The sequence below is a fragment of the Mesorhizobium sp. MC2-1-1 genome (assembly GCF_057597255.1).
This window is the reverse complement of the sequence record NZ_CP195205.1, coordinates 2,157,431-2,174,500: the sequence shown is the minus strand read 5'-3', so window position 1 is coordinate 2,174,500 and position 17,070 is coordinate 2,157,431. Positions and strand designations below refer to the sequence as shown.

The 17,070-nt window shown below is 61.4% G+C and carries 20 protein-coding genes; 18 read left to right on the top strand and 2 right to left on the bottom strand.

What is annotated here, in order from left to right; translation table 11 throughout:
• Window positions 1-21 precede the first annotated feature (21 nt).
• From ACR64R_RS10985 to ACR64R_RS10940, 10 genes are all read left to right on the top strand, one after another.
• Window positions 22-1,023: a phage major capsid protein gene (locus ACR64R_RS10985; RefSeq protein WP_487361648.1), complete on the top strand. Its 1,002-nt coding sequence runs from the start codon at window positions 22-24 to the stop codon at window positions 1,021-1,023.
• 12 nt (window positions 1,024-1,035) lie between these two features.
• Complete coding sequence (locus ACR64R_RS10980; RefSeq protein WP_487361647.1) at window positions 1,036-1,584, top strand: hypothetical protein; 549 nt, start codon at window positions 1,036-1,038, stop codon at window positions 1,582-1,584.
• A gap of 84 nt (window positions 1,585-1,668) precedes the next feature.
• On the top strand, window positions 1,669-2,469 hold the full coding sequence (locus ACR64R_RS10975) for a hypothetical protein (protein WP_487361646.1): 801 nt from the start codon (window positions 1,669-1,671) through the stop codon (window positions 2,467-2,469).
• 6 nt (window positions 2,470-2,475) lie between these two features.
• Window positions 2,476-3,183 carry a hypothetical protein gene (locus tag ACR64R_RS10970; protein ID WP_487361645.1) on the top strand — a complete coding sequence of 236 codons (708 nt, stop codon included), beginning with the start codon at window positions 2,476-2,478 and terminating at the stop codon, window positions 3,181-3,183.
• On the top strand, window positions 3,180-4,769 hold the full coding sequence (locus tag ACR64R_RS10965) for a hypothetical protein (protein WP_487361644.1): 1,590 nt from the start codon (window positions 3,180-3,182) through the stop codon (window positions 4,767-4,769). The genes ACR64R_RS10970 and ACR64R_RS10965 overlap by 4 nt, the downstream gene beginning before the upstream one ends.
• Window positions 4,766-5,224 carry a GNAT family N-acetyltransferase gene (locus tag ACR64R_RS10960; protein WP_487361643.1) on the top strand — a complete coding sequence of 153 codons (459 nt, stop codon included), beginning with the start codon at window positions 4,766-4,768 and terminating at the stop codon, window positions 5,222-5,224. The genes ACR64R_RS10965 and ACR64R_RS10960 overlap by 4 nt, the downstream gene beginning before the upstream one ends.
• 98 nt (window positions 5,225-5,322) lie before the next feature.
• On the top strand, window positions 5,323-6,240 hold the full coding sequence (locus ACR64R_RS10955) for a tail fiber domain-containing protein (protein ID WP_487361642.1): 918 nt from the start codon (window positions 5,323-5,325) through the stop codon (window positions 6,238-6,240).
• A gap of 3 nt (window positions 6,241-6,243) precedes the next feature.
• Window positions 6,244-8,382, top strand: coding sequence for a phage tail tip lysozyme (locus tag ACR64R_RS10950; protein ID WP_487361641.1), 2,139 nt, complete (start codon window positions 6,244-6,246; stop codon window positions 8,380-8,382).
• A 174-nt stretch (window positions 8,383-8,556) separates the two neighbouring features.
• Complete coding sequence (locus ACR64R_RS10945) at window positions 8,557-8,898, top strand: hypothetical protein (RefSeq protein WP_487361640.1); 342 nt, start codon at window positions 8,557-8,559, stop codon at window positions 8,896-8,898.
• Complete coding sequence (locus ACR64R_RS10940) at window positions 8,813-10,714, top strand: hypothetical protein (RefSeq protein ID WP_487361639.1); 1,902 nt, start codon at window positions 8,813-8,815, stop codon at window positions 10,712-10,714. The genes ACR64R_RS10945 and ACR64R_RS10940 overlap by 86 nt, the downstream gene beginning before the upstream one ends.
• Here the strand turns inward: ACR64R_RS10940 and ACR64R_RS10935 are convergent.
• A complete protein-coding gene (locus tag ACR64R_RS10935; protein WP_487361638.1) occupies window positions 10,679-10,927 on the bottom strand; it encodes a hypothetical protein in 249 nt (82 codons plus the stop codon). The genes ACR64R_RS10940 and ACR64R_RS10935 overlap by 36 nt on opposite strands.
• Before the next feature lie 43 nt (window positions 10,928-10,970).
• Here ACR64R_RS10935 and ACR64R_RS10930 point away from each other — a divergent pair, with 43 nt between their 5' ends.
• On the top strand, window positions 10,971-12,575 hold the full coding sequence (locus ACR64R_RS10930; RefSeq protein WP_487361637.1) for a hypothetical protein: 1,605 nt from the start codon (window positions 10,971-10,973) through the stop codon (window positions 12,573-12,575).
• A 1-nt stretch (window position 12,576) separates the two neighbouring features.
• On the opposite strand, the gene ACR64R_RS10925 is transcribed toward ACR64R_RS10930, so the two are convergent.
• A complete protein-coding gene (locus ACR64R_RS10925; protein WP_487361636.1) occupies window positions 12,577-13,236 on the bottom strand; it encodes an FkbM family methyltransferase in 660 nt (219 codons plus the stop codon).
• A gap of 62 nt (window positions 13,237-13,298) precedes the next feature.
• Here ACR64R_RS10925 and ACR64R_RS10920 point away from each other — a divergent pair, with 62 nt between their 5' ends.
• The 7 genes from ACR64R_RS10920 to ACR64R_RS10890 all read left to right on the top strand — a co-directional run bounded on the left by ACR64R_RS10920 (window position 13,299) and on the right by ACR64R_RS10890 (window position 17,055).
• Window positions 13,299-13,622: a hypothetical protein gene (locus ACR64R_RS10920; RefSeq protein WP_487361635.1), complete on the top strand. Its 324-nt coding sequence runs from the start codon at window positions 13,299-13,301 to the stop codon at window positions 13,620-13,622.
• A gap of 25 nt (window positions 13,623-13,647) precedes the next feature.
• Entirely contained in the window at window positions 13,648-14,433 is a 786-nt protein-coding gene (locus ACR64R_RS10915) for a glycoside hydrolase family 108 protein (RefSeq protein WP_487361634.1), read from the top strand.
• Window positions 14,434-14,445: 12 nt separating this feature from the next.
• Window positions 14,446-14,670 (top strand): hypothetical protein, encoded by a 225-nt coding sequence (locus ACR64R_RS10910; RefSeq protein ID WP_487361633.1) that lies wholly within the window; start codon window positions 14,446-14,448, stop codon window positions 14,668-14,670.
• Between the two features lie 99 nt (window positions 14,671-14,769).
• Entirely contained in the window at window positions 14,770-15,009 is a 240-nt protein-coding gene (locus ACR64R_RS10905; RefSeq protein ID WP_487361632.1) for a hypothetical protein, read from the top strand.
• Between the two features lie 178 nt (window positions 15,010-15,187).
• The gene (locus tag ACR64R_RS10900) at window positions 15,188-15,622 is read left to right on the top strand and encodes a hypothetical protein (protein ID WP_487361631.1); all 435 of its coding nucleotides are present in this window, start codon (window positions 15,188-15,190) and stop codon (window positions 15,620-15,622) included.
• Between the two features lie 151 nt (window positions 15,623-15,773).
• Window positions 15,774-16,433, top strand: coding sequence for a hypothetical protein (locus ACR64R_RS10895; RefSeq protein ID WP_487361630.1), 660 nt, complete (start codon window positions 15,774-15,776; stop codon window positions 16,431-16,433).
• 178 nt (window positions 16,434-16,611) lie between these two features.
• Window positions 16,612-17,055, top strand: coding sequence for a hypothetical protein (locus tag ACR64R_RS10890; RefSeq protein WP_487361629.1), 444 nt, complete (start codon window positions 16,612-16,614; stop codon window positions 17,053-17,055).
• The last annotated feature ends 15 nt before the right edge of the window (window positions 17,056-17,070 follow it).

Genomic DNA, 17,070 nt, shown 5'->3' with positions numbered 1-17,070 from the left:
TGGTCATAAAGGAGGGGCGAGATGCCTCTTACTTCAGTCGAAAAGAACCAGGAAATCTTGTCGCTGGCCCTTGAGGATCGCTCCCAAGGCTACCAGGATCTGGTTTCCAACGCGTGCGTGCTCCTGCACGTGCTTCAGAGCAAGGGCCTGTTCAAGGAGTATTCCGGCCCGCGCATCCGTGAACGTCTTCTCTACACGAAGACCGGATCGGCCGTCTGGTACAACGGCTTCGGCTTCCTGAACCCGGTTCCGACCGAGCTGTTCAACGACGCCGAATACACCCCCAAAATGGTCGCGGTGGCCGTCACCCTCGCCAATGAGGATATCCTCAACAACGAGGGCGAAAACCAGATCATGGACATGATGGAAGCCCATATCGCGGCTGCCGAGAACGAGCTGCAGGACGAGATGGACATCTCGCTCCACGGCAACGGCACCCGCTTTGGCGGGCGTGAACTCGGCGGCATGCAGCTCGCTGTTCCGACCGTGGTCAATTCCGGCGTCTACGGCGGCATCGATCGCGGCGCGAATGCGATCTGGCGCACATCGACGTTCTCGGCGGCGACAGCCTTCCCGTCGATCGGTACGACCGTCTCGTCCACGACCGTCCGCCCGATGCTCAACTCGATCATGACCCAGCGCGCGCGCGGCAAGAAAGCCGCCGACCTGATCCTCATGTCGGGCGATCATTATGCGGCCTACGACGCGGCGACAGTGGCTATCCAGCGCATCAACGATGCGAACAACCTAGGCAAACTGGGCTTCACGTCGCTGAAGTATTACGGCGCCGGCCGCTCGGCCGACATCGTACTGGAAGGCGGCATCGGTTCCAACATGCCGACGTCGACAACCTACGGCCTCGATACCGACAGCCTCCGGATGCGTTACCACCCGGAGCGCAATTTCAACAAGATCGGTAAGGCGATGGTTCCGATCAACCAGGATGCCGTTGTCCAGTACATCGGCTTCATGGGTGAGCTGACCATGGTCAACCCGCTCTTCCAGTGGAAGCTCACGGCTTAAGGAGGTCGAGATATGGCTTACGTTCCTCACACTGCTCAACTCGGCCGTCCGGCGATTGCATCGACGCTGCCGGCGACTGCCGCCGGCGCCCTTCCTCTCGGCCGCGGCATTCCCGGCATGAATGCCGGGGACATCATCCGCGCGGAAGATCCCGTCTATGGCACGGGCGAGTTCATCTATCTGCTTGGCGTCGCCGGCACGGTGGTAGGCTCGGTCGTCACCTATGACGGCAACAACGGCAGCGGTGGCCCCTCGTGGCAGACGGCGTTGCTCACCAACACCGCCAACCAGGGGCGTCCCGTCGCTGTTGCCATGTCGGCGAATGTTGCCGGCCAGTGGGGTTGGTATCAGATCGCTGGTGCCGCCGTGGTTGCCACCAACGGCACGCTTGCCGCTGGAGCGAGCGTCTTTGCTTCGGCCACGGCCGGCGCCCTGACCTCGACTGCTGGTGCCGGCCTTCAGGTGCTCAACGCCAAGAGCGACACGGCGACCGGCACACCCGCGGCCAACCAGGCGGTGATCGAGATCAACCGCCCGTTCATGCAGGGCCAGATCACCTAATCCTGATCCCGGCATTCAACCATCAGGGCGGGAGCTTCGGCTCCCGTCTTCATTTTCGCGCCCTTTCAGAAAGGAAAACCTTCCATGACCGCAGTTCAAATCGACCCTAAACAGAGCCTCGTGAACGTCACGTTCCGTAACCACACGGTGCAGGACGAGCAGGCGAGCAAGCAGGCTGGCCGCCCGATTTTCATCGATCACGAGGTTTGCGACATCACGTTCCCGGCAAACCCCAAGACCAAGGCCACGTTCCCAGCACACGATCCTGAGCCGAATGCGACGCGCGAGAGCGTCAAGGATGGCGGCCCCGAGGTCACCTACGCCGAACTCTACAACAAGCAGTATCTGGCCTTCAAGGAGGGCACCGTGCAGCCCACGTCCGGTACGCCTCTCACCGAAGCGCCGTTCCTGACCGAGGCCAAGCGCCGCGAATTGCGGGCGCTCCATGTCCATACCGTCGAGCAACTGGCCTCGCTGGACGGCAATCCGTTGAAGCAACTCGGCATGGGTGGCCGCGAGTTGAAGAACCAGGCGCAGGCCTATCTGGACAAGGCCGCCGGCAGCGCCGACGTGACCAATCTTGCCGCTCAGGTCGCCGCGCTGACCGCGCAACTGGCCGAAGAGCGCAAGCTTCGCGAGGAGATGTTGAAGGGCGCCAAGCTCGATCGGGTGGCCGAACTCGATGATGGTCTCGACCCGGTAGCGCATCCGGACGACAATGACGATTTTGAGCCTGCGACCGCACCTTCCGCCGAAGCAATCGAGGCGATGGATGACGACGCGCTGAAAAACTACATCGCCAGCGAGACCGGTAGCCGACCGCGGGGCAATCCGAGCCATGCCACGCTGCTCGCGGCGGCCAAAGAACTGGCGATGGTGGCCTAAGTCGCCATGACGATCCTCAGCGTCATCCAGCAGGTAACGCCGGTCATTGGGCTGGACGTGCCGACGGCCGTCTTTTCGGCAACAGATCGCGCGTCGGTCGAATTGCAGGCGCTCGCCAACGAAATGGCGCAGAGGATCGCTTTCGATACCCACGACTGGACCCTGTTGAAGACCTTGGCCACGATCACCGGGGACGGCGTTACGATGGGCTTCAATCGGCAGGCCGATTACAAGCGCATGCTGAAGAAGGCACGGATTTGGCCCTCAGCCAGCCCGTTCGCGCCTTATCGCCATGTCCTTGACAGCGACGATTGGCTTGGCCTGACGGTGCAGAATTTCCGCACCATCATCGGTTCGTGGACGATGATCGGCGCCCAGATCATGATCCGGCCGGCAATCGCCACCGGCGCGACCGCGCAATATTACTACATCACCAACAATATTGTCGCGGATGCCAACGGCAACCCGAAGACGGCTTTCACCGCAGATACCGACGTTTTCCGGCTGGACGAGCGTGTTTTGAAGCTCGGTATGATCTGGCAATGGAAGGCGAACAAGGGTCTGGCCTACGAAGAGGATATGGCGAATTACGGGGACGCGCTGGCGGTCTCCATCGGCACCGACAAGGGCTCGAACATCATCGAGGTCGGTCAGGCTCGCTTGCCCTACGATGCCGATTACGCCTTCCCAGGCATCATCTCCGTAAGCCCATGAGTTATATGGGCTTCCGCCGCGTCCCCGTGGCCGCCCCGGCGCGCCAACGGCACCAGACCTATACCTTCCCGGCGCCGATCCGCGGCAAGATATCGAACGAGAATCTGGCCGCGTCCGGGCCGCAGGGCGCCAAGGTGCTGGAAAACTGGTTCCCGACCACAACCGGCATCCGTTTGCGCGGCGGCACGAAGCGGCAGGCGACGATCGGCACAGGCCAGGTCGTGAGCCTGATGTCCTATGAAGGCTCAGCCGGCCTCTTCCTGTTCGCGGCCGACGCCACACACATCTACGACGTCACGAACCCTGCCAGTCCGACCGTGCCGCCGGCAGCCGCCGTCTCCGGCCAGACGAGTGGCTACTATTCCTATGTACAGTTCTCGACGGTCGGCGGCGATTTCCTGTCGGCCGTGAACGGCACGGATTCGCTGCAACAGTTCAACGGCACAGCATGGAGCACGGTCACCTCGTTCGGCGGCGCAATCAACACCAACCAGCTATCGCATGTCTGGGTCTATCGAAACCGCCAGTTTTTCGTCCAGAAAAGCAGCATGACGGCTTGGTATCTGCCGGTCAATTCGATCACCGGCGTCGCGCAAAGCGTCACCATGGCCGGCATCTTCAAGAAGGGCGGATCGTTGCTCTTCGGCGCCACATGGTCGCTTGAGGCGGGCAACGGCATCGACGACAAATGCGTCTTCATGTCGGACAAGGGCGAGGTCGCGATTTTCCAGGGCTCCGATCCGTCCGACCCGACGAAATGGTCTCTCGTCGGCTACTACGAGATGTCGCCGCCGCGGGGAAAACGCTGCACCATGCGTGCCGGGGGCGACCTCCTGATCGGTATGGATGAAGGCCTCGTCCCGATTTCTCAGGCCGTATACAAGGATCGCGCCGCGCTATCGATGATCGCCGTCTCGGCGAACATCCTCCCCGACTGGCAGGCAGAGGTTTTGAACCGCCCGAGCGCGCCTTGGGAACTGCTGAAGTGGCCGCGCTACAACATGGGCATCGTCTCGCTGCCGGCCGGCGCTGGGCAAAGCAAATATTGCTTTGTCGTCAACCTCCAGACCGGTGCGTGGGCCACCTATACCGGCTGGGACACGCAATGCCTGGTGCTGTTCAACAATTGGGCCTACTTCGGCACGTCGGACGGCAAGATCATGCAGTGCGAGATCGGCGGCAATGACGACGGCATGCCGTATGTCTGCACGTGGGTCGGTCTATTCGACCATATGAAGGCGATTGCTCGCACCAAGATCCTGCACATGGCGCGCTCGGTATTCCTGGCCAGCCGCGCCTTCATCCCGAAACTCTCGGTCTCGACCAACTATCAGGTGAATTTGCCGGCCGCGCCTGCATCGACGCCCGACAACGTGACCTATAGCGGCTGGGATATCGGCCTCTGGGATGTCACGACCTGGGACGCGACCGGCAGCAAGACGGTATCGACGAAGTGGTCCTCGGTTGGTCAGACCGGTTTTACCGTCGCGCCTCAGATACAGGTCACCTGCGGCGTCACGCCGACGCCTGACGCTGAGCTGGTGGCGATCGACATGACCTATGAAGTCGGCGCGGTGGTCGTGTGATGGATATGCTCTGGGGCACATCGAGGGAGCCGAAGCTGAACATCGCGTTGGGCGAGTGGTGCCAGCACAAGATCGGCCTGCCTCGTCCGTTCACGAACTTCACGTCGCTTGGCGTTTTCAACGGCAGCGAATTGCTCGGCGTAATGGTCTTTCACAACTGGGTGCCGGAAGCGGGCGTCATCGAGGTATCGGGGGCGGCTATCTCGGCTCGATGGCTGACGCGGCCGGTGCTCTATGCGCTGTTTTCCTATGTCTTCGACCAAATTGGCTGCCAGGCTCTTGTAATGCGCGTGGCGCCAGAGAACACCCGGATTCAACGCATCCTGCGGGCCTACGGCTACGAGGAAACGCGCATCAGGCGTTTGCGCGGCCGCGATCAGGATGAGTTGGTTTTCGTCCTCTACGACGACGTTTGGCGGGCCAACGGCTTTCACCGCGAGAATAAGGGAGACTAGCCTTGGGCAAGCCTTCACCGCCATCACCTCCTGATCCCAAGGACACGTCGGCCGCGTCGACATCGACGAACGTTGGCACCGCGATTGCTAACGCGTTCATGAACAACGCGAACCAGGCCACGCCGAACGGCTCGATTACCTATAATCAGACCGGCAGCCATACCTGGAACGACCCCTATACGGGCAAAAGCTACGATATCCCGACATTCACGGCGACGCAGACGCTTTCGCCGACCGGGCAGGCGATCAAGAACCAGACCGACGCCGCGCAGCTCAACCTTGGGGAGCTTGCGAATTCTCAATCGGGCTTCCTGAAGGACTATATGTCGAAGCCGTTCGACGGCTCGAACGACGCGACGGAATCGCGGCTGTTGCAGCTCGGCCGGGAGCGGCTCGACCCGATCATCCAACACCAGCACGATGCGCTGGCCACGCAATTGGCCGATCAAGGCATTCAGCTTGGCTCTTCCGCCTATGACCGGGCGATGACTCAGCAGTCGCAGGCTGACAATGACGCCTATGACCAGTTGATCCTGCAGGGTCACGGGCAGGCCTTCAACGAAGCGCAGACGATCCGCAACCAGCCGATCAACGAAATCACGGCGCTTCTGTCTGGCTCACAGGTAGCCGGCCCGCAGCCGGCGAATTTCAACCAGAGCACGATCCCGACCACGGATGTCGCGGGCCTGATCCAGCAGAATTATCAGGACAAGCTCGGCGCCTACAACACGCAGATGGCCCAATCGCAAGGGTTGCTCGGAGGCCTGTTCGGCCTCGGAGGCAAGATCATCAGCCTGTCCGATCCGGATGCCAAGAAGGACAAGGAGCGCATCGCTGACATCACGCCCGAGATGGGCCTGTGGAAGTTCCACTACAAGGGCGAAGCTAAGGAAGCGCCGATGCGGCTGGGTCTCATGGCCAACGAGGTCGAGAAGGTCGTTCCAGAGGCTGTTTCGCGGCGTCCTGACGGCTATCGCCAGGTCGACTACGGCAAAGCGCTGCTGCTGGGAGCCTGATCCATGGCCCTTTCATTCATCTTCGACGCCAATCAGGCCCAGACGCCGGCTACAGTCGCGCGCCAGCGCGCCATTGTGCAGGCGCTCATGGAGTCGCAACGCGCGCCGCGCAATGTCGGCGAGGGCCTGAACGCCCTTGGCGATGGCATTGTGGAGAACGTGCTGAACCGGCGCGCCGATGCGGCCGAGCGGGCGGGCATGGCCTCCGCACAGGGCGATTTCAACAGCGCGATTTCTGGCGGAGGCGCCTTTCCGCCGGCGCCGGGCAGCGCGGCGAACGCAGCGCCGTCCGACGGCTCATCGCCGTCTGTGGATGTGAGCAAGACCGCGGCTGGCTCGGTTGACCCGCATACCATCTATGCTGGTTTGAAGGCTCGTGGTCTCAATGACGCGCAGGCCTATGCCACGCTCGGCAACTGGAAGCAGGAAAGCGAACTCAATCCGGGCGCCGTCAATCCCGGGGAAGGCGCTATCGGCCTCGATCAGTGGCGCCTTGGCCGCGCCGACGCCCTTCGTCAGTTCGCACAGCAGACCGGCCGCAGCGTCAATGACCCTGAAACCCAGATGGATTTCTACGTCAATGAACTGAAGAGCCATGCGGGCGGCCAAGCCTTCATGGCAGCCAACGACATCCCATCGGCAAACGCGGCGCTGAAGACGTTCATTGCCTACGGCAGCCCCTACGACAAGGGCGGTGAGGGAACGCGTCTCGCCAATTCGCTGGCGTATCAGAAGCTGAATTATGGCGGGGCAGGCGCGACGCCGGCCGCCAGCGGTGCCAATGCGGCCGCCAGTGGCCAGACGCCGCCTGCACAGGTCGCCAGCCTCGATCCGAGCGCTGGCCTGCCGGCCGATGCCGGCGCGCCCGATCTGCCGTCGCAAGCTCCAGTACCGCAGGGCCGCCCGTCGCCGGTCACAACGGTTCCGACCGTTTCGGGCTCGGTGCCGATGTCGGCGGCCGGCCAGCAGCTTTTGATCGATCCGCATTCGTTGTCAGGCCCAGGCAGCGTCGTCCAGGCGCTCGCTGCGGCAAACCCGCCCGCGCCCTCCGCGCAACCTTCTCCGGTCACGCAGGCGCTTGCTGGATCTTCGCAGCCTCAACAGGCCGCTCCGGTGTCTCCGGGTGTCCAGAAGGTCGCGCAGGCGCTTCAGGGCGGTGATCCGAGTCTGCCCGCTATGGCTGGCGGCACTTCCGATGTCATCCAGCCTGGCCAGGACATGACGACACCTGCACTGATGCGTGCGCTGAGCAATCCGTGGGCGACGCCGCAGCAACAGCAGATCCTGGGCGCGATGCTTTCCGCGCGCATAACGCCGCACAAGATCGAGATGGTTCCGCTAGGCGACGGCTCGACCGCCGAAGTCGATAGCATCACCGGGCGCCAGGTCGGCACCATCAAGGGCATCAAGCCACCGGTCGCCATGGGCTACGATCAGCGTCTCGTTGATCCAATGACGGGCCAGCAGATTGGCGGCAACAACACCGGCCAGCTTCCCTACCGCTTCATGACGACGGATGAAAAGCAGGCGGCCGGCCTGCCGCTCGACACGCCGATCCAGATTGGCCCGGATGGCAAGATGGTGAGCACCGGCGTGACTGTGAACACCGGCCAGCCGCAGTCGCAATATTCCGACGAGATGGCGAAGGGGCTGTCCGGCCCGCATATGGCGCTGGAAAGCGGCGTCGAAGCCGCTCAGGAGCAGTTGCGCGATGTCCACGCTATGCAGGCGGCGGTCCAGCAGATCAAGCAGAATGGCGGCACGACTGGCATGCTTCAGCCGGAGATCATGAAGCTTCAGTCGGCGGTCAACTCGGGCGCCAATGCGCTCGGCATCGATCAGCCGTTCGACATCTCCGACAAGGAATTCCTGTCGAAGTTCAACCGTCAGATGGCGGGGGCTCAGGCTAAGTCTGCGGCCGGCGCGCGCGTCACAAACTTCGAGATGAAGAATTATCTGGCGGCAAATCCCGGCCTGGAGATGTCGCCGCAGGGCAACGAACGCCTTCTCGGCATTCAATCCCAGGTGCTTCAGCGCAATATCGAGGTCGGTCAGGCCATCCGTTCGGCGACGGCGAGCGCCGTTGCATCGGGCAGAAAGGTCAATCCGGCCCAGATCGAGCAGAATCATCCGCGATTATGATGCCGGCCACCACATCACCGACCCGATCACCGGCCAGGATCTTACGCAGGACGTGAAGCTGAAGGATCTGCAGACGCCTGGTGCCAATGGCGCGTCCTCCGCAGTGCGTCCGCGCGCCACCAACGCGCAGGGCCAATCGGTCGAATGGGACGGCACGAATTGGGTGCCCGTGCAATGACCGACGTTATCCCGCCACCGCCGCCCGGCTTCGTCCTTCAGGGCGCCCAAGGCGCTCCGCCGCCGCCTCCCGCCGGCTTTGTGATCGACCCGGCGACGATGCAGGGCATCAACCAGCCGGCCGGCGTGCCGACATATGTCCCGCCCGGTGTTGACGGCTATGATCCCGTCACCGGTAACGTCGCGCGGCCGCAGTCTAGTGTTTCCGGCTCCCTTGGCGCGCTCGCTGCCGGCGTGCTCAATGGTGTGCCGGTTGTCGGGCCGCAGTTGTTGGATAAAACTGAGGATCTTCGGCGCCTATCTCAACTCCGTTTCGAAGGGGACGCCCTTCGCCGATGAGAAATATGCGGCGCAGCAGGCGCTTGACCGAGCATCGGAAGCAAACCCTCTTTCCGCCACCTCGGGAAATATCGCCGGAGCGGTGGCGGGCACCGTGCCAGCAGTTGCGGCCGCTCCCGAGGCTTTTGGTGCGGGTGCTGGCGGCGTCATGACGCGTGCTGGCCTCTCGACGCTCACAGGCGCAGCACTCGGTGGCGCGGACGCTGCCGCGCGTTCCGGAGGCGATCCGAATGTCACTGTGAACGGAATAGGCTGGGGCGGCGTCGGTGGCGCTGCAGCATTGCCTATGGCGTCACTCGTTGGCCGCGTTGGGTCTGCTGCCGCGCAAAAGGTTGCCGACGCGCTCTACTGGTTCAACCACGGCTCTGATCTTCCTGGTCCTGTCGCCCAATCCATCACCTCCAATCTAAGTCGGCAGGGCGATACGGTCGGAAGTGCAGTTCAGAAGGTCGCGGATATGGGACAGGGCGCGACATTCGCCGATACCGGTCCAGCGGCCCAGGGCATGGCGGTGAAGCTCGCTGCACAATACCCCGAAGTCGGCCCGCAGATGTCTCAGAACCTCGTCGCGCGCGCCGATCAGATGGGGCCGCGCATGAATGCCGCAGTTGATGCCGCTGCCGGCCCGGACATCAATGCGCCGCAACAAATGGCCGCTCTGAAGGCCGCGACGCGTGCCAATGGGAAGGCAAATTACGACGTCGCTTTTGCAAATCCCAAGCCGGTAGACGTGCGCCCGATCATCGCCAATATCGGTCAGCAGACCTTGACGCCGCTCCAGTCTGGCGTTGCCAATGATCCGATCTCGAAAGCCCTGACAGAAGCGCGGACCTATATCGCTGGCTACCGCCAGGGCGGAATGGGATTGGAAACCCTCCACCGGGCGCAAGACGTGATCGACGACATGGCATCGTCCGCCTTCCGTTCTGGCGACAATGCCAAAGCACGGGCGCTCTGGGGCGTACGCACTCAATTGCTCAATGCGATGGATCAGTCCAATCCAGCCTATGCAACCGCGCGCGCGCAATATGCGTCGGACAAGTCGATTGAGAACGCCTTTGAAAACGGCCGATCGATCTTCGCGTCCAAGTCGGATGGCCAGGTCTACGATCCCGATCTGCTGGAATCGCGCCTTAGCACCATGTCGCAGCCTGAGAAAGGCGCCTTCCAGCTCGGCACTCGCAAGGCGCTCGCAGACACGATGGGGCAGGCGCGCACCGATGCCGCCGGTGTGAAAGCAAAGCTTGCCAACGACAACGGCTATGCGGTCCAAAAGCTGCGTCAGGTCATTGGCAGCGATCAGACGGACGCGCTCTTGAAGGAGATCGATAACCAGGCTGCCATGCAGGGCACCAATAATGTCGTGCTCGGCAATTCCAAGACGGCAATGGCATCGGCTGCGGATGCCGATATCCCGACCGCTCAGCCCATTGGTGGCGCGGCGCGTCATGGCGGCGAACTGGCAAGCGCCTTTATCGGTTCGAAGCTTGGCGAACTCGCCGGTGGTTATTTCGGCCATCCAGACGTTGGCGAGGCGCTGGGGCTTGGCGCTGCCGGAGGCGTCCGCATGGTGACGAACGCGATCAACTCCGCCCGGGAGGCATCGGCCGGACTGGCACGCTCGGGCGTGGCCAATGTGCTGACTTCTCCGATGCGCCAGAATGTGATTGATGCTCTCATGGCCTATGAGCGCGGCAGGCCCAACCTACCGGCTATTCGTCTAGGAGCGGCGGCGGTTTCGCGGGCTCTCGCGCCGCTGGCGGCTCGGTTTGGCCCGCGCCTAATACCGGCGTTTGAGAAGCCAGTCGAACCGTGACGGCGGCGCATTGGCTGGGCGTTCAAAAACCTTGCCGAGAATAGCCACCAAGGCCGGTACGCCAAGCATAATGGCGACAGCCGGCCAGAAGCCAAATTGGTGTAAGAGCCAGCTTGATCCCATGTCCGTGTATGGCCGGACGAAGTGCATGAACGCCCACATGATCGGGATGAAAAGCCCGAGAGTGATGACGACGCGCAAGATCTGAAACACGGTCCTTCCCCACCAATTCCCAGAGAACATAGGATGGTAACCGATGCCTCGCAACGGAAGCGGCGTGATGTCGTGGCCGCCGAACACCAATGCGGTGTCCACCACGACAGTTGCATCCGCGCCTTACAATGCGTTCCTGGCTGATCTGCTCGCCGATTTGAACTCTGCCCGGCCGATCACGGCAGGCGGTACAGCGGCAATCACGGCTGTCGGCGGCAACGACGCGCTGAACACGCAGAGCACCAATATCGCATCGGCAGCGACCACCGATCTCTCTACCGCGACCGGCGTGCTCGTCACCATCACAGGTACGACGGCGATCACCTCATTCGGCACGCTGCCGGCTGGCGCCGAGCGCGTCCTAGTCTTTGCTGGCGCGCTGACGCTCACCTACAACGCCACGAGCCTCATCCTGCCGGGTGCCGCGAACATCACCACGGCGGCCGGTGACGCCGTGGTCATGCGCTCGCTTGGCGGCGGCAATTGGACTTGCGTCGGCTACCAGCGGGCAAGCGGGCAGCCTCTTTCCAGCACTTTTTCGCAGATCACGGATAGCGGGTCATTCGCGCTCACCGGCATCATTTCGCCTGCCGCCCTCGCTGCCGGAAACACCAATGATTACGCGCCAACAGGCCTCGCGGCGGCCTCGGTCCTGCGGCTGACCCCTAACGCTGCTGGTTCGGTCCTGACCGGTCTTGCCGCCGGCGGCACCGGAACGTTCCTTTACCTCACCAACATCGGCACCGCGAACTTCACGCTTCTGGGCAACAATGCGGGCTCGCTCGCGGCCAACCGGTTCCTGATCAATGCGCCGATCGTTCTTCAGCCGAACCAGTCGGTCAATCTCTGGTATGACATTGCATCGACGGGGTGGCGGGTTGAGGAAGTCGTTGCGGCTTCTCCGACCAACACCGCCCGCAAGAACCTAAAGATTGTCACGACTTCGATCACGGCAAGCACGATCACTGCCGATCAGCTGGTTCTTGAAGACCCACTCGGCAACACGTATCGGGCCACATCGGTCAACGTGTCTTACGCGACCGGAACGGCCGGCGCCAATGGCCTCGATACCGGCGCTATGGCCGCCTCGACCTGGTACTATGAGTGGGTCCTCTATAACCCCACCACCAACACGCTGGCCTCGCTGCTTTCGCTCTCGTCGACCGCGCCGACAATGCCGTCGGGCTATACCTTCAAGGCTCGCGTCGGTGTGATCTACTACGACAGCGGTTCGAAGCTGCGGTTCAAGATTCAGTTTGATCGCCGGGTGCAATACATCGTTGGCACAAATCCGACGGCGCTTCCGCGGATGGCCAACGGAGCCGCCGGGACATGGTCATCAACCGCTCCAGTATATGCCAGCGTAGCGGTCGGTGCTTTCGTCCCGCCGACTGCGGCGTCCATCAGGGTTCATGCGATAGCGAACTATAATGGCGCTGCCGGCGGCGCGAATGTTCTTGTTGCACCAAATACCTCATATGCAAGCTATGCAACAAATCCGAGCAACCCGCCGCCCGTTTATATACAGGGCGGCGTCACGTCATCATTCGATGTGGTCGATATGGCTCTCGAGAGCACCAACATAGCTTGGGTGTCGGACGGCGCTGGCGGTGCGCTTTTTGCTGGCGGTTATGATGACAATCTCTGATCTACACCCACGAGAGGTCGATGTTCGTGATCTCATCGTGCCGGATGCGTTCGCGCAGCGCGTTCGTCCGATCTGCCAGCTCCGGGAAAATTTCGGCATGGGTTTCAACCAGGATCCGACCTATCGAGCGGTAAACCCCGGAGTCGATGATGCTCTCGATGCATTCGACCTCCGCGCCCTCGATGTCCATTTTTAGAACTGAAACCGGATCTTTGAGATTTCTCAGGAAATCGACCAGATCGATGACTTCGACCTCGAAGGAGTTGCCGCCAGAATGGCCGTCGCTCACATACAGTGACGACGCTTCGGTTCGCCAAACCTCGTTGGTGTTGCGCTGTTGGTGGAAGGTGGCAGTTCGGGCGCCCGCCCCAACTGCCTTGGCGATGATCGTGACCCGATCATCTCCGCGAAATCTGTCAGATAGCACCTGACGAGCCACTGGATCGGGCTCGAAGGCGATTACCTTCATTCCATAGCGAAGAGCTTGTCTCGTAACGTCACCAACGTTGGCACCAAGATCGACAAAGAGGTCACCTTTGGCAACGCGCTTCATCATCTGATGGAAGTTGTATTCCCCGAGACGAAGCCGACGAGGCGGCCGGTGCCAGCGCCGATATAGATGCCAACGAACCATGCATTCGAAGGCACTCTCCTCCAGCATTTTTTGTTTCTCCAATGAGAGGACAACGTCCGGTGTTCTGCTACTCTAATAATGGCGCGTCAATGCGTGCCGTCGATCCAGATTATACTGTTCAGGCCGGGGAAGTGCTTTTCCCTGATTATGCCACAGATGCGCAACTGGCGACCGCGTTTCCTGGCTATGTGCCGCCGAAACCGCCGAGTCCGATAGTGGCGAAAGCGGTTGTCATGGACCGCGTGATCTCGGCCGGCAAAATGGCGCAGGCGCAGAGTTCCCTCTGGGCCAGCCCCGAGCTGTTCGCGAAATGGTTTGCGCCTGGCTACCCGGATGTTGATTGCGACGACCATGCGGCAGTCACCTTCATCACTGCGCTCGACCTCGACCCGGCAGTGATCCTCGCTCCGTAACTTTCACAAATTCCAAGAGGCAACCATGGACCGTAATTTCGCGCGGGCGCTTTCGCTCGTCCTTACATCCGAGGGCGGATGGTCTGACAACCCCGCCGACCCGGGCGGTGCCACCATGAAGGGCGTCACCCTGGCCAATTTCCGCCGCTACCTCGATCCCAATGGCACCAAGGACGATCTGCGGCGCATCACAGACGCGCAGCTCGCGACGGTCTACCGCAAATTCTACTGGGACGCCGTATCGGGCGACCAGCTCCCCGATGGCGTGGACTACGCCGTTCTGGATTTCAGTGTGAACAGCGGCCCGGAAAGGTCGGTTAAGTACCTTCAGGCCGCTTGTGGCGTCGGCGTTGTCCAGGATGGCAAGATCGGCTCAGCGACCCTTGCCGCAGTGCGTGCGAAGTCGGCTGACGACCTGATAAACACGCTCTGCGATGCCCGGCTGAAATTCCTGGAACGGCTTGCCACATGGCCGACCTTCGGCCGCGGCTGGGGCGCTCGCGTTGCCTCGGTGCGGGCGGAAGCGCTGAAGATGGCCGCACAGCCTCAGGCGAGTCCGCCAGCGAGCGTCCCGCCAGTTACTGCTCCTGTGCAGACTGCACCGCCGCCCGTCACTCCTGTGCCGCCTGCGCAAGCATCCGAGCCGCCCCTTGTGCGCCAAGGATTGCCTCCGGTCCTCACTCCCAGGGTGCCGATCCCAGCGCCTCCTGCCGCTAAGCCGGCCGCCGCCATCGGCATCATCGGCGCACTCATCCTCGTGCTCGCGAACTGGTGGCACGACATCACCGCCTGGCTCTCCTCCATCTTTTGAAAGGCAAATCACATGTGGGACAAGATCAAAGCTTTCTTCGCCTATAGCGAGACCATCCTTCTGGCTCGCCTGCACGTATTCGTCGGTGTCGTTCTCGGCGTTTTCCTGAAGATGGACCCCGGTCTGTTCCAAAGCTACGTGCCGCCGCAGTGGGTTCCAATCTACCTCCTGGTCTTCGGTGTGGTGCTCGAATATGCGCGGCGCCGCAACGATCCCAGCCTTGGGAAGGATTCGTGAGATGGAAGGCCGCGTCGAACTCTTCGCCGCCTATCTTCGCCAATCGTGGCCCATGCTGGCCATCGGCCTCGGGATCGGCCTCATTCTTGGGGTGCTGCTATGATGGCGCTCATGGGCTTCCTGCTGAGCAACCCCACGGTCCTTGCGACTGGCGCTGGCATCATCGCGGCGGCCGGTGCCTGGGTGCATGGCCGCCTTTCGGGTGCAGCTGCCGAGCGTAATAAGCAGATCGTGGCAGACGCTTCCGCACGCACCGAAGGCCAGCGGATCGACGACGCCGTGGCTGGCCGCAACGCAGCCGACAATCGGGGAAGGCTCAGCACATGGTCAAAGTCCTAGCTGTGGTGAGCCTGGTTGCGCTCGCGGCCTGCCAAACGTCCGGCGGTTCTTTCTGTGCCGTCGAGCATCCTATTCGACCGACAAAAGCGGAGATTGCGGCTTTGTCTTATGCATCAGTTGCGGAGATCCTGGCTCATAACGAGAAGGGCCAGCGTCTTTGCGGCTGGAGACCATAGCAGTGCATGAAGGGCAGCTCGGGCAAATGGCGGATGAAGAGATGTCAAACGGCACACAAAAGATTGCTGAGAACGTCCTGCTCCAGGCGATAGCGCGGGTTTCTATGGCGCTTTCGTTGCCGATTATCGGACTGATCGCTTGGCTGGGCGGCCAGTACCTTGAAGGCAAGTTCGACGTCATCAATGACAGAGTAACGACTGTCGAGAAAACCGCAGCAGCGGCAAGCGACCAGGCCACGAAGGTCAATGACCGGCTGATCTCGGTCGAAACCAAGCAGGCGCAAGACGCGGTCTCAAGTGAGAAGTTCCAGAACGCGACGCTGACTCGGCTCGATAGGGTGCAGGACAGCATTGTCGGGCTGTCCAATGCCGTTGCGGCGCTGACTGCCACCGTTCAAGCCATTGCTGACGACAAGCGCGCCAGAGGCCCGCAGTGATCAACACAAGCCACGACACGCTTCTATATGCAGAGGTCCAAAGAGAAAACGATTTTAGTCGCTGTCGAGCGCAAGCTTCGGACGCACCGTGTGCGGCACGTGTTGCGAATGCGGGCTGGCTGGCTAGGATCGCGGCGGGAGGGGCGCTTTCATGCAACGCAGTGACGCTTGGTTCATCGCGGTGACGTGCGCGGTAGTTGCCTTCATCTTCGGCCGGGCATGGGGGGATTTGGATCACCAGACCAAATGGGTGTACGAATATCAAACCCTCATTACCGGCGTTTTGGCGGTGGCTGCAGCATTCATCACGGTCAACGCGATGAACAATGCGGAAGATGGCCAGAGACGTCGGCACAATCAGTTGATGAAGCTCAACCTGCGCGGCGACCGGCTGCGCGCACGTAGGGCGGCGTTTCCGTATGCCGCATGGATTGGGCGCGACGCCGCGGCATTGAAAAAACAGATCGAGGCGATCCAGCGGACAGAGCCGGGAACACCGCAATTTCATCAGGCAATGCGCGGCGTCGTGGAATTTCGAAGGAAGGTATTTTCCTATCTGGAAGCAGAAAACATGGAACAGGCCAAGGACCTGTTCGACAGTTCGATGTCGTACAGCTACCAGGAGGCTTTGCACAACCCAATTAACCTCGACGCTCCGAGCGTCGAAGCTTTTGCCTTAAATCCCTGGGCGCTGCCAAATGAATATGTCATCGGCTGCTGCAAGAGATACATCAATGTTGCCGACGGAAACGTGGCTCCAATGATCGAATTCGGCCAACACTTGATAGTCTTGGCCCGCTACTATGAATAGCCCGAACCTCCGCCAACTGGATATCGCCGCCCAGCCACCATTTCCGCTCCGCCACCGCCCCGCTGACCTTGTAGTCAGAGGCATCTGGTATCAAGCCTGCTGGCTCGGGCCGGTGGGTTTTTTTGTTGCCTGCCGGTCCCCTCTGGTGGTTGATTTGGGAGCGGAAGCGGGAGGCATAATGATGAGAACTGCGGTTGCCTTGGTGGCGGCTCTGCTATGCGCCACGACACACGGCGTGGCTAAGGACCTCTTGGACACATCAGGAAAGTTCGCTGGGAGCTATCTTTGCATAGGCCAAGCCGCAGGCGGCGCGACCTATGACAGCGGAACGAAGCAGTGGCGATCGGCCACCTTCAACACCTCGAACAGCAAATTCGTTCTTAGCGTGAAGACCGCCGGGATGTCTGAGGTGAAGCTGTTCGATGAAGCAACTCCGGCGATGCAATATTCAGTTTCCGTAAGACCGTTCGGGCGAGACGAAGCGCCGTGCGTATCTGATGGCTCTGTTTTCGCAACCGCTGGTCCTACCGGCAACCTGAGCTGCAGCGCGAACCTGCAAGAATACAAGTTCAACCTGGTCAATTTGCGCTACTTAACCGCCTACTTCCTGGGGCTTTGTTGACGGAGTGGATAATAA

What these genes read in the sequence shown, in the direction of transcription:
- ACR64R_RS10985 (WP_487361648.1), top strand. Translation starts at nt 22, where the DNA reads ATGCCTCTTACTTCAGTCGAAAAGAACCAGGAAATCTTGTCGCTGGCC.
- ACR64R_RS10980 (WP_487361647.1), top strand. Translation starts at nt 1,036, where the DNA reads ATGGCTTACGTTCCTCACACTGCTCAACTCGGCCGTCCGGCGATTGCA.
- ACR64R_RS10975 (WP_487361646.1), top strand. Translation starts at nt 1,669, where the DNA reads ATGACCGCAGTTCAAATCGACCCTAAACAGAGCCTCGTGAACGTCACG.
- ACR64R_RS10970 (WP_487361645.1), top strand. Translation starts at nt 2,476, where the DNA reads ATGACGATCCTCAGCGTCATCCAGCAGGTAACGCCGGTCATTGGGCTG.
- ACR64R_RS10965 (WP_487361644.1), top strand. Translation starts at nt 3,180, where the DNA reads ATGAGTTATATGGGCTTCCGCCGCGTCCCCGTGGCCGCCCCGGCGCGC.
- ACR64R_RS10955 (WP_487361642.1), top strand. Translation starts at nt 5,323, where the DNA reads ATGAACAACGCGAACCAGGCCACGCCGAACGGCTCGATTACCTATAAT.
- ACR64R_RS10950 (WP_487361641.1), top strand. Translation starts at nt 6,244, where the DNA reads ATGGCCCTTTCATTCATCTTCGACGCCAATCAGGCCCAGACGCCGGCT.
- ACR64R_RS10945 (WP_487361640.1), top strand. Translation starts at nt 8,557, where the DNA reads ATGACCGACGTTATCCCGCCACCGCCGCCCGGCTTCGTCCTTCAGGGC.
- ACR64R_RS10930 (WP_487361637.1), top strand. Translation starts at nt 10,971, where the DNA reads ATGCCTCGCAACGGAAGCGGCGTGATGTCGTGGCCGCCGAACACCAAT.
- ACR64R_RS10925 (WP_487361636.1), bottom strand. Translation starts at nt 13,236, where the DNA reads ATGCTGGAGGAGAGTGCCTTCGAATGCATGGTTCGTTGGCATCTATAT.
- ACR64R_RS10920 (WP_487361635.1), top strand. Translation starts at nt 13,299, where the DNA reads ATGCGTGCCGTCGATCCAGATTATACTGTTCAGGCCGGGGAAGTGCTT.
- ACR64R_RS10915 (WP_487361634.1), top strand. Translation starts at nt 13,648, where the DNA reads ATGGACCGTAATTTCGCGCGGGCGCTTTCGCTCGTCCTTACATCCGAG.
- ACR64R_RS10910 (WP_487361633.1), top strand. Translation starts at nt 14,446, where the DNA reads ATGTGGGACAAGATCAAAGCTTTCTTCGCCTATAGCGAGACCATCCTT.
- ACR64R_RS10905 (WP_487361632.1), top strand. Translation starts at nt 14,770, where the DNA reads ATGATGGCGCTCATGGGCTTCCTGCTGAGCAACCCCACGGTCCTTGCG.
- ACR64R_RS10895 (WP_487361630.1), top strand. Translation starts at nt 15,774, where the DNA reads ATGCAACGCAGTGACGCTTGGTTCATCGCGGTGACGTGCGCGGTAGTT.
- ACR64R_RS10890 (WP_487361629.1), top strand. Translation starts at nt 16,612, where the DNA reads ATGATGAGAACTGCGGTTGCCTTGGTGGCGGCTCTGCTATGCGCCACG.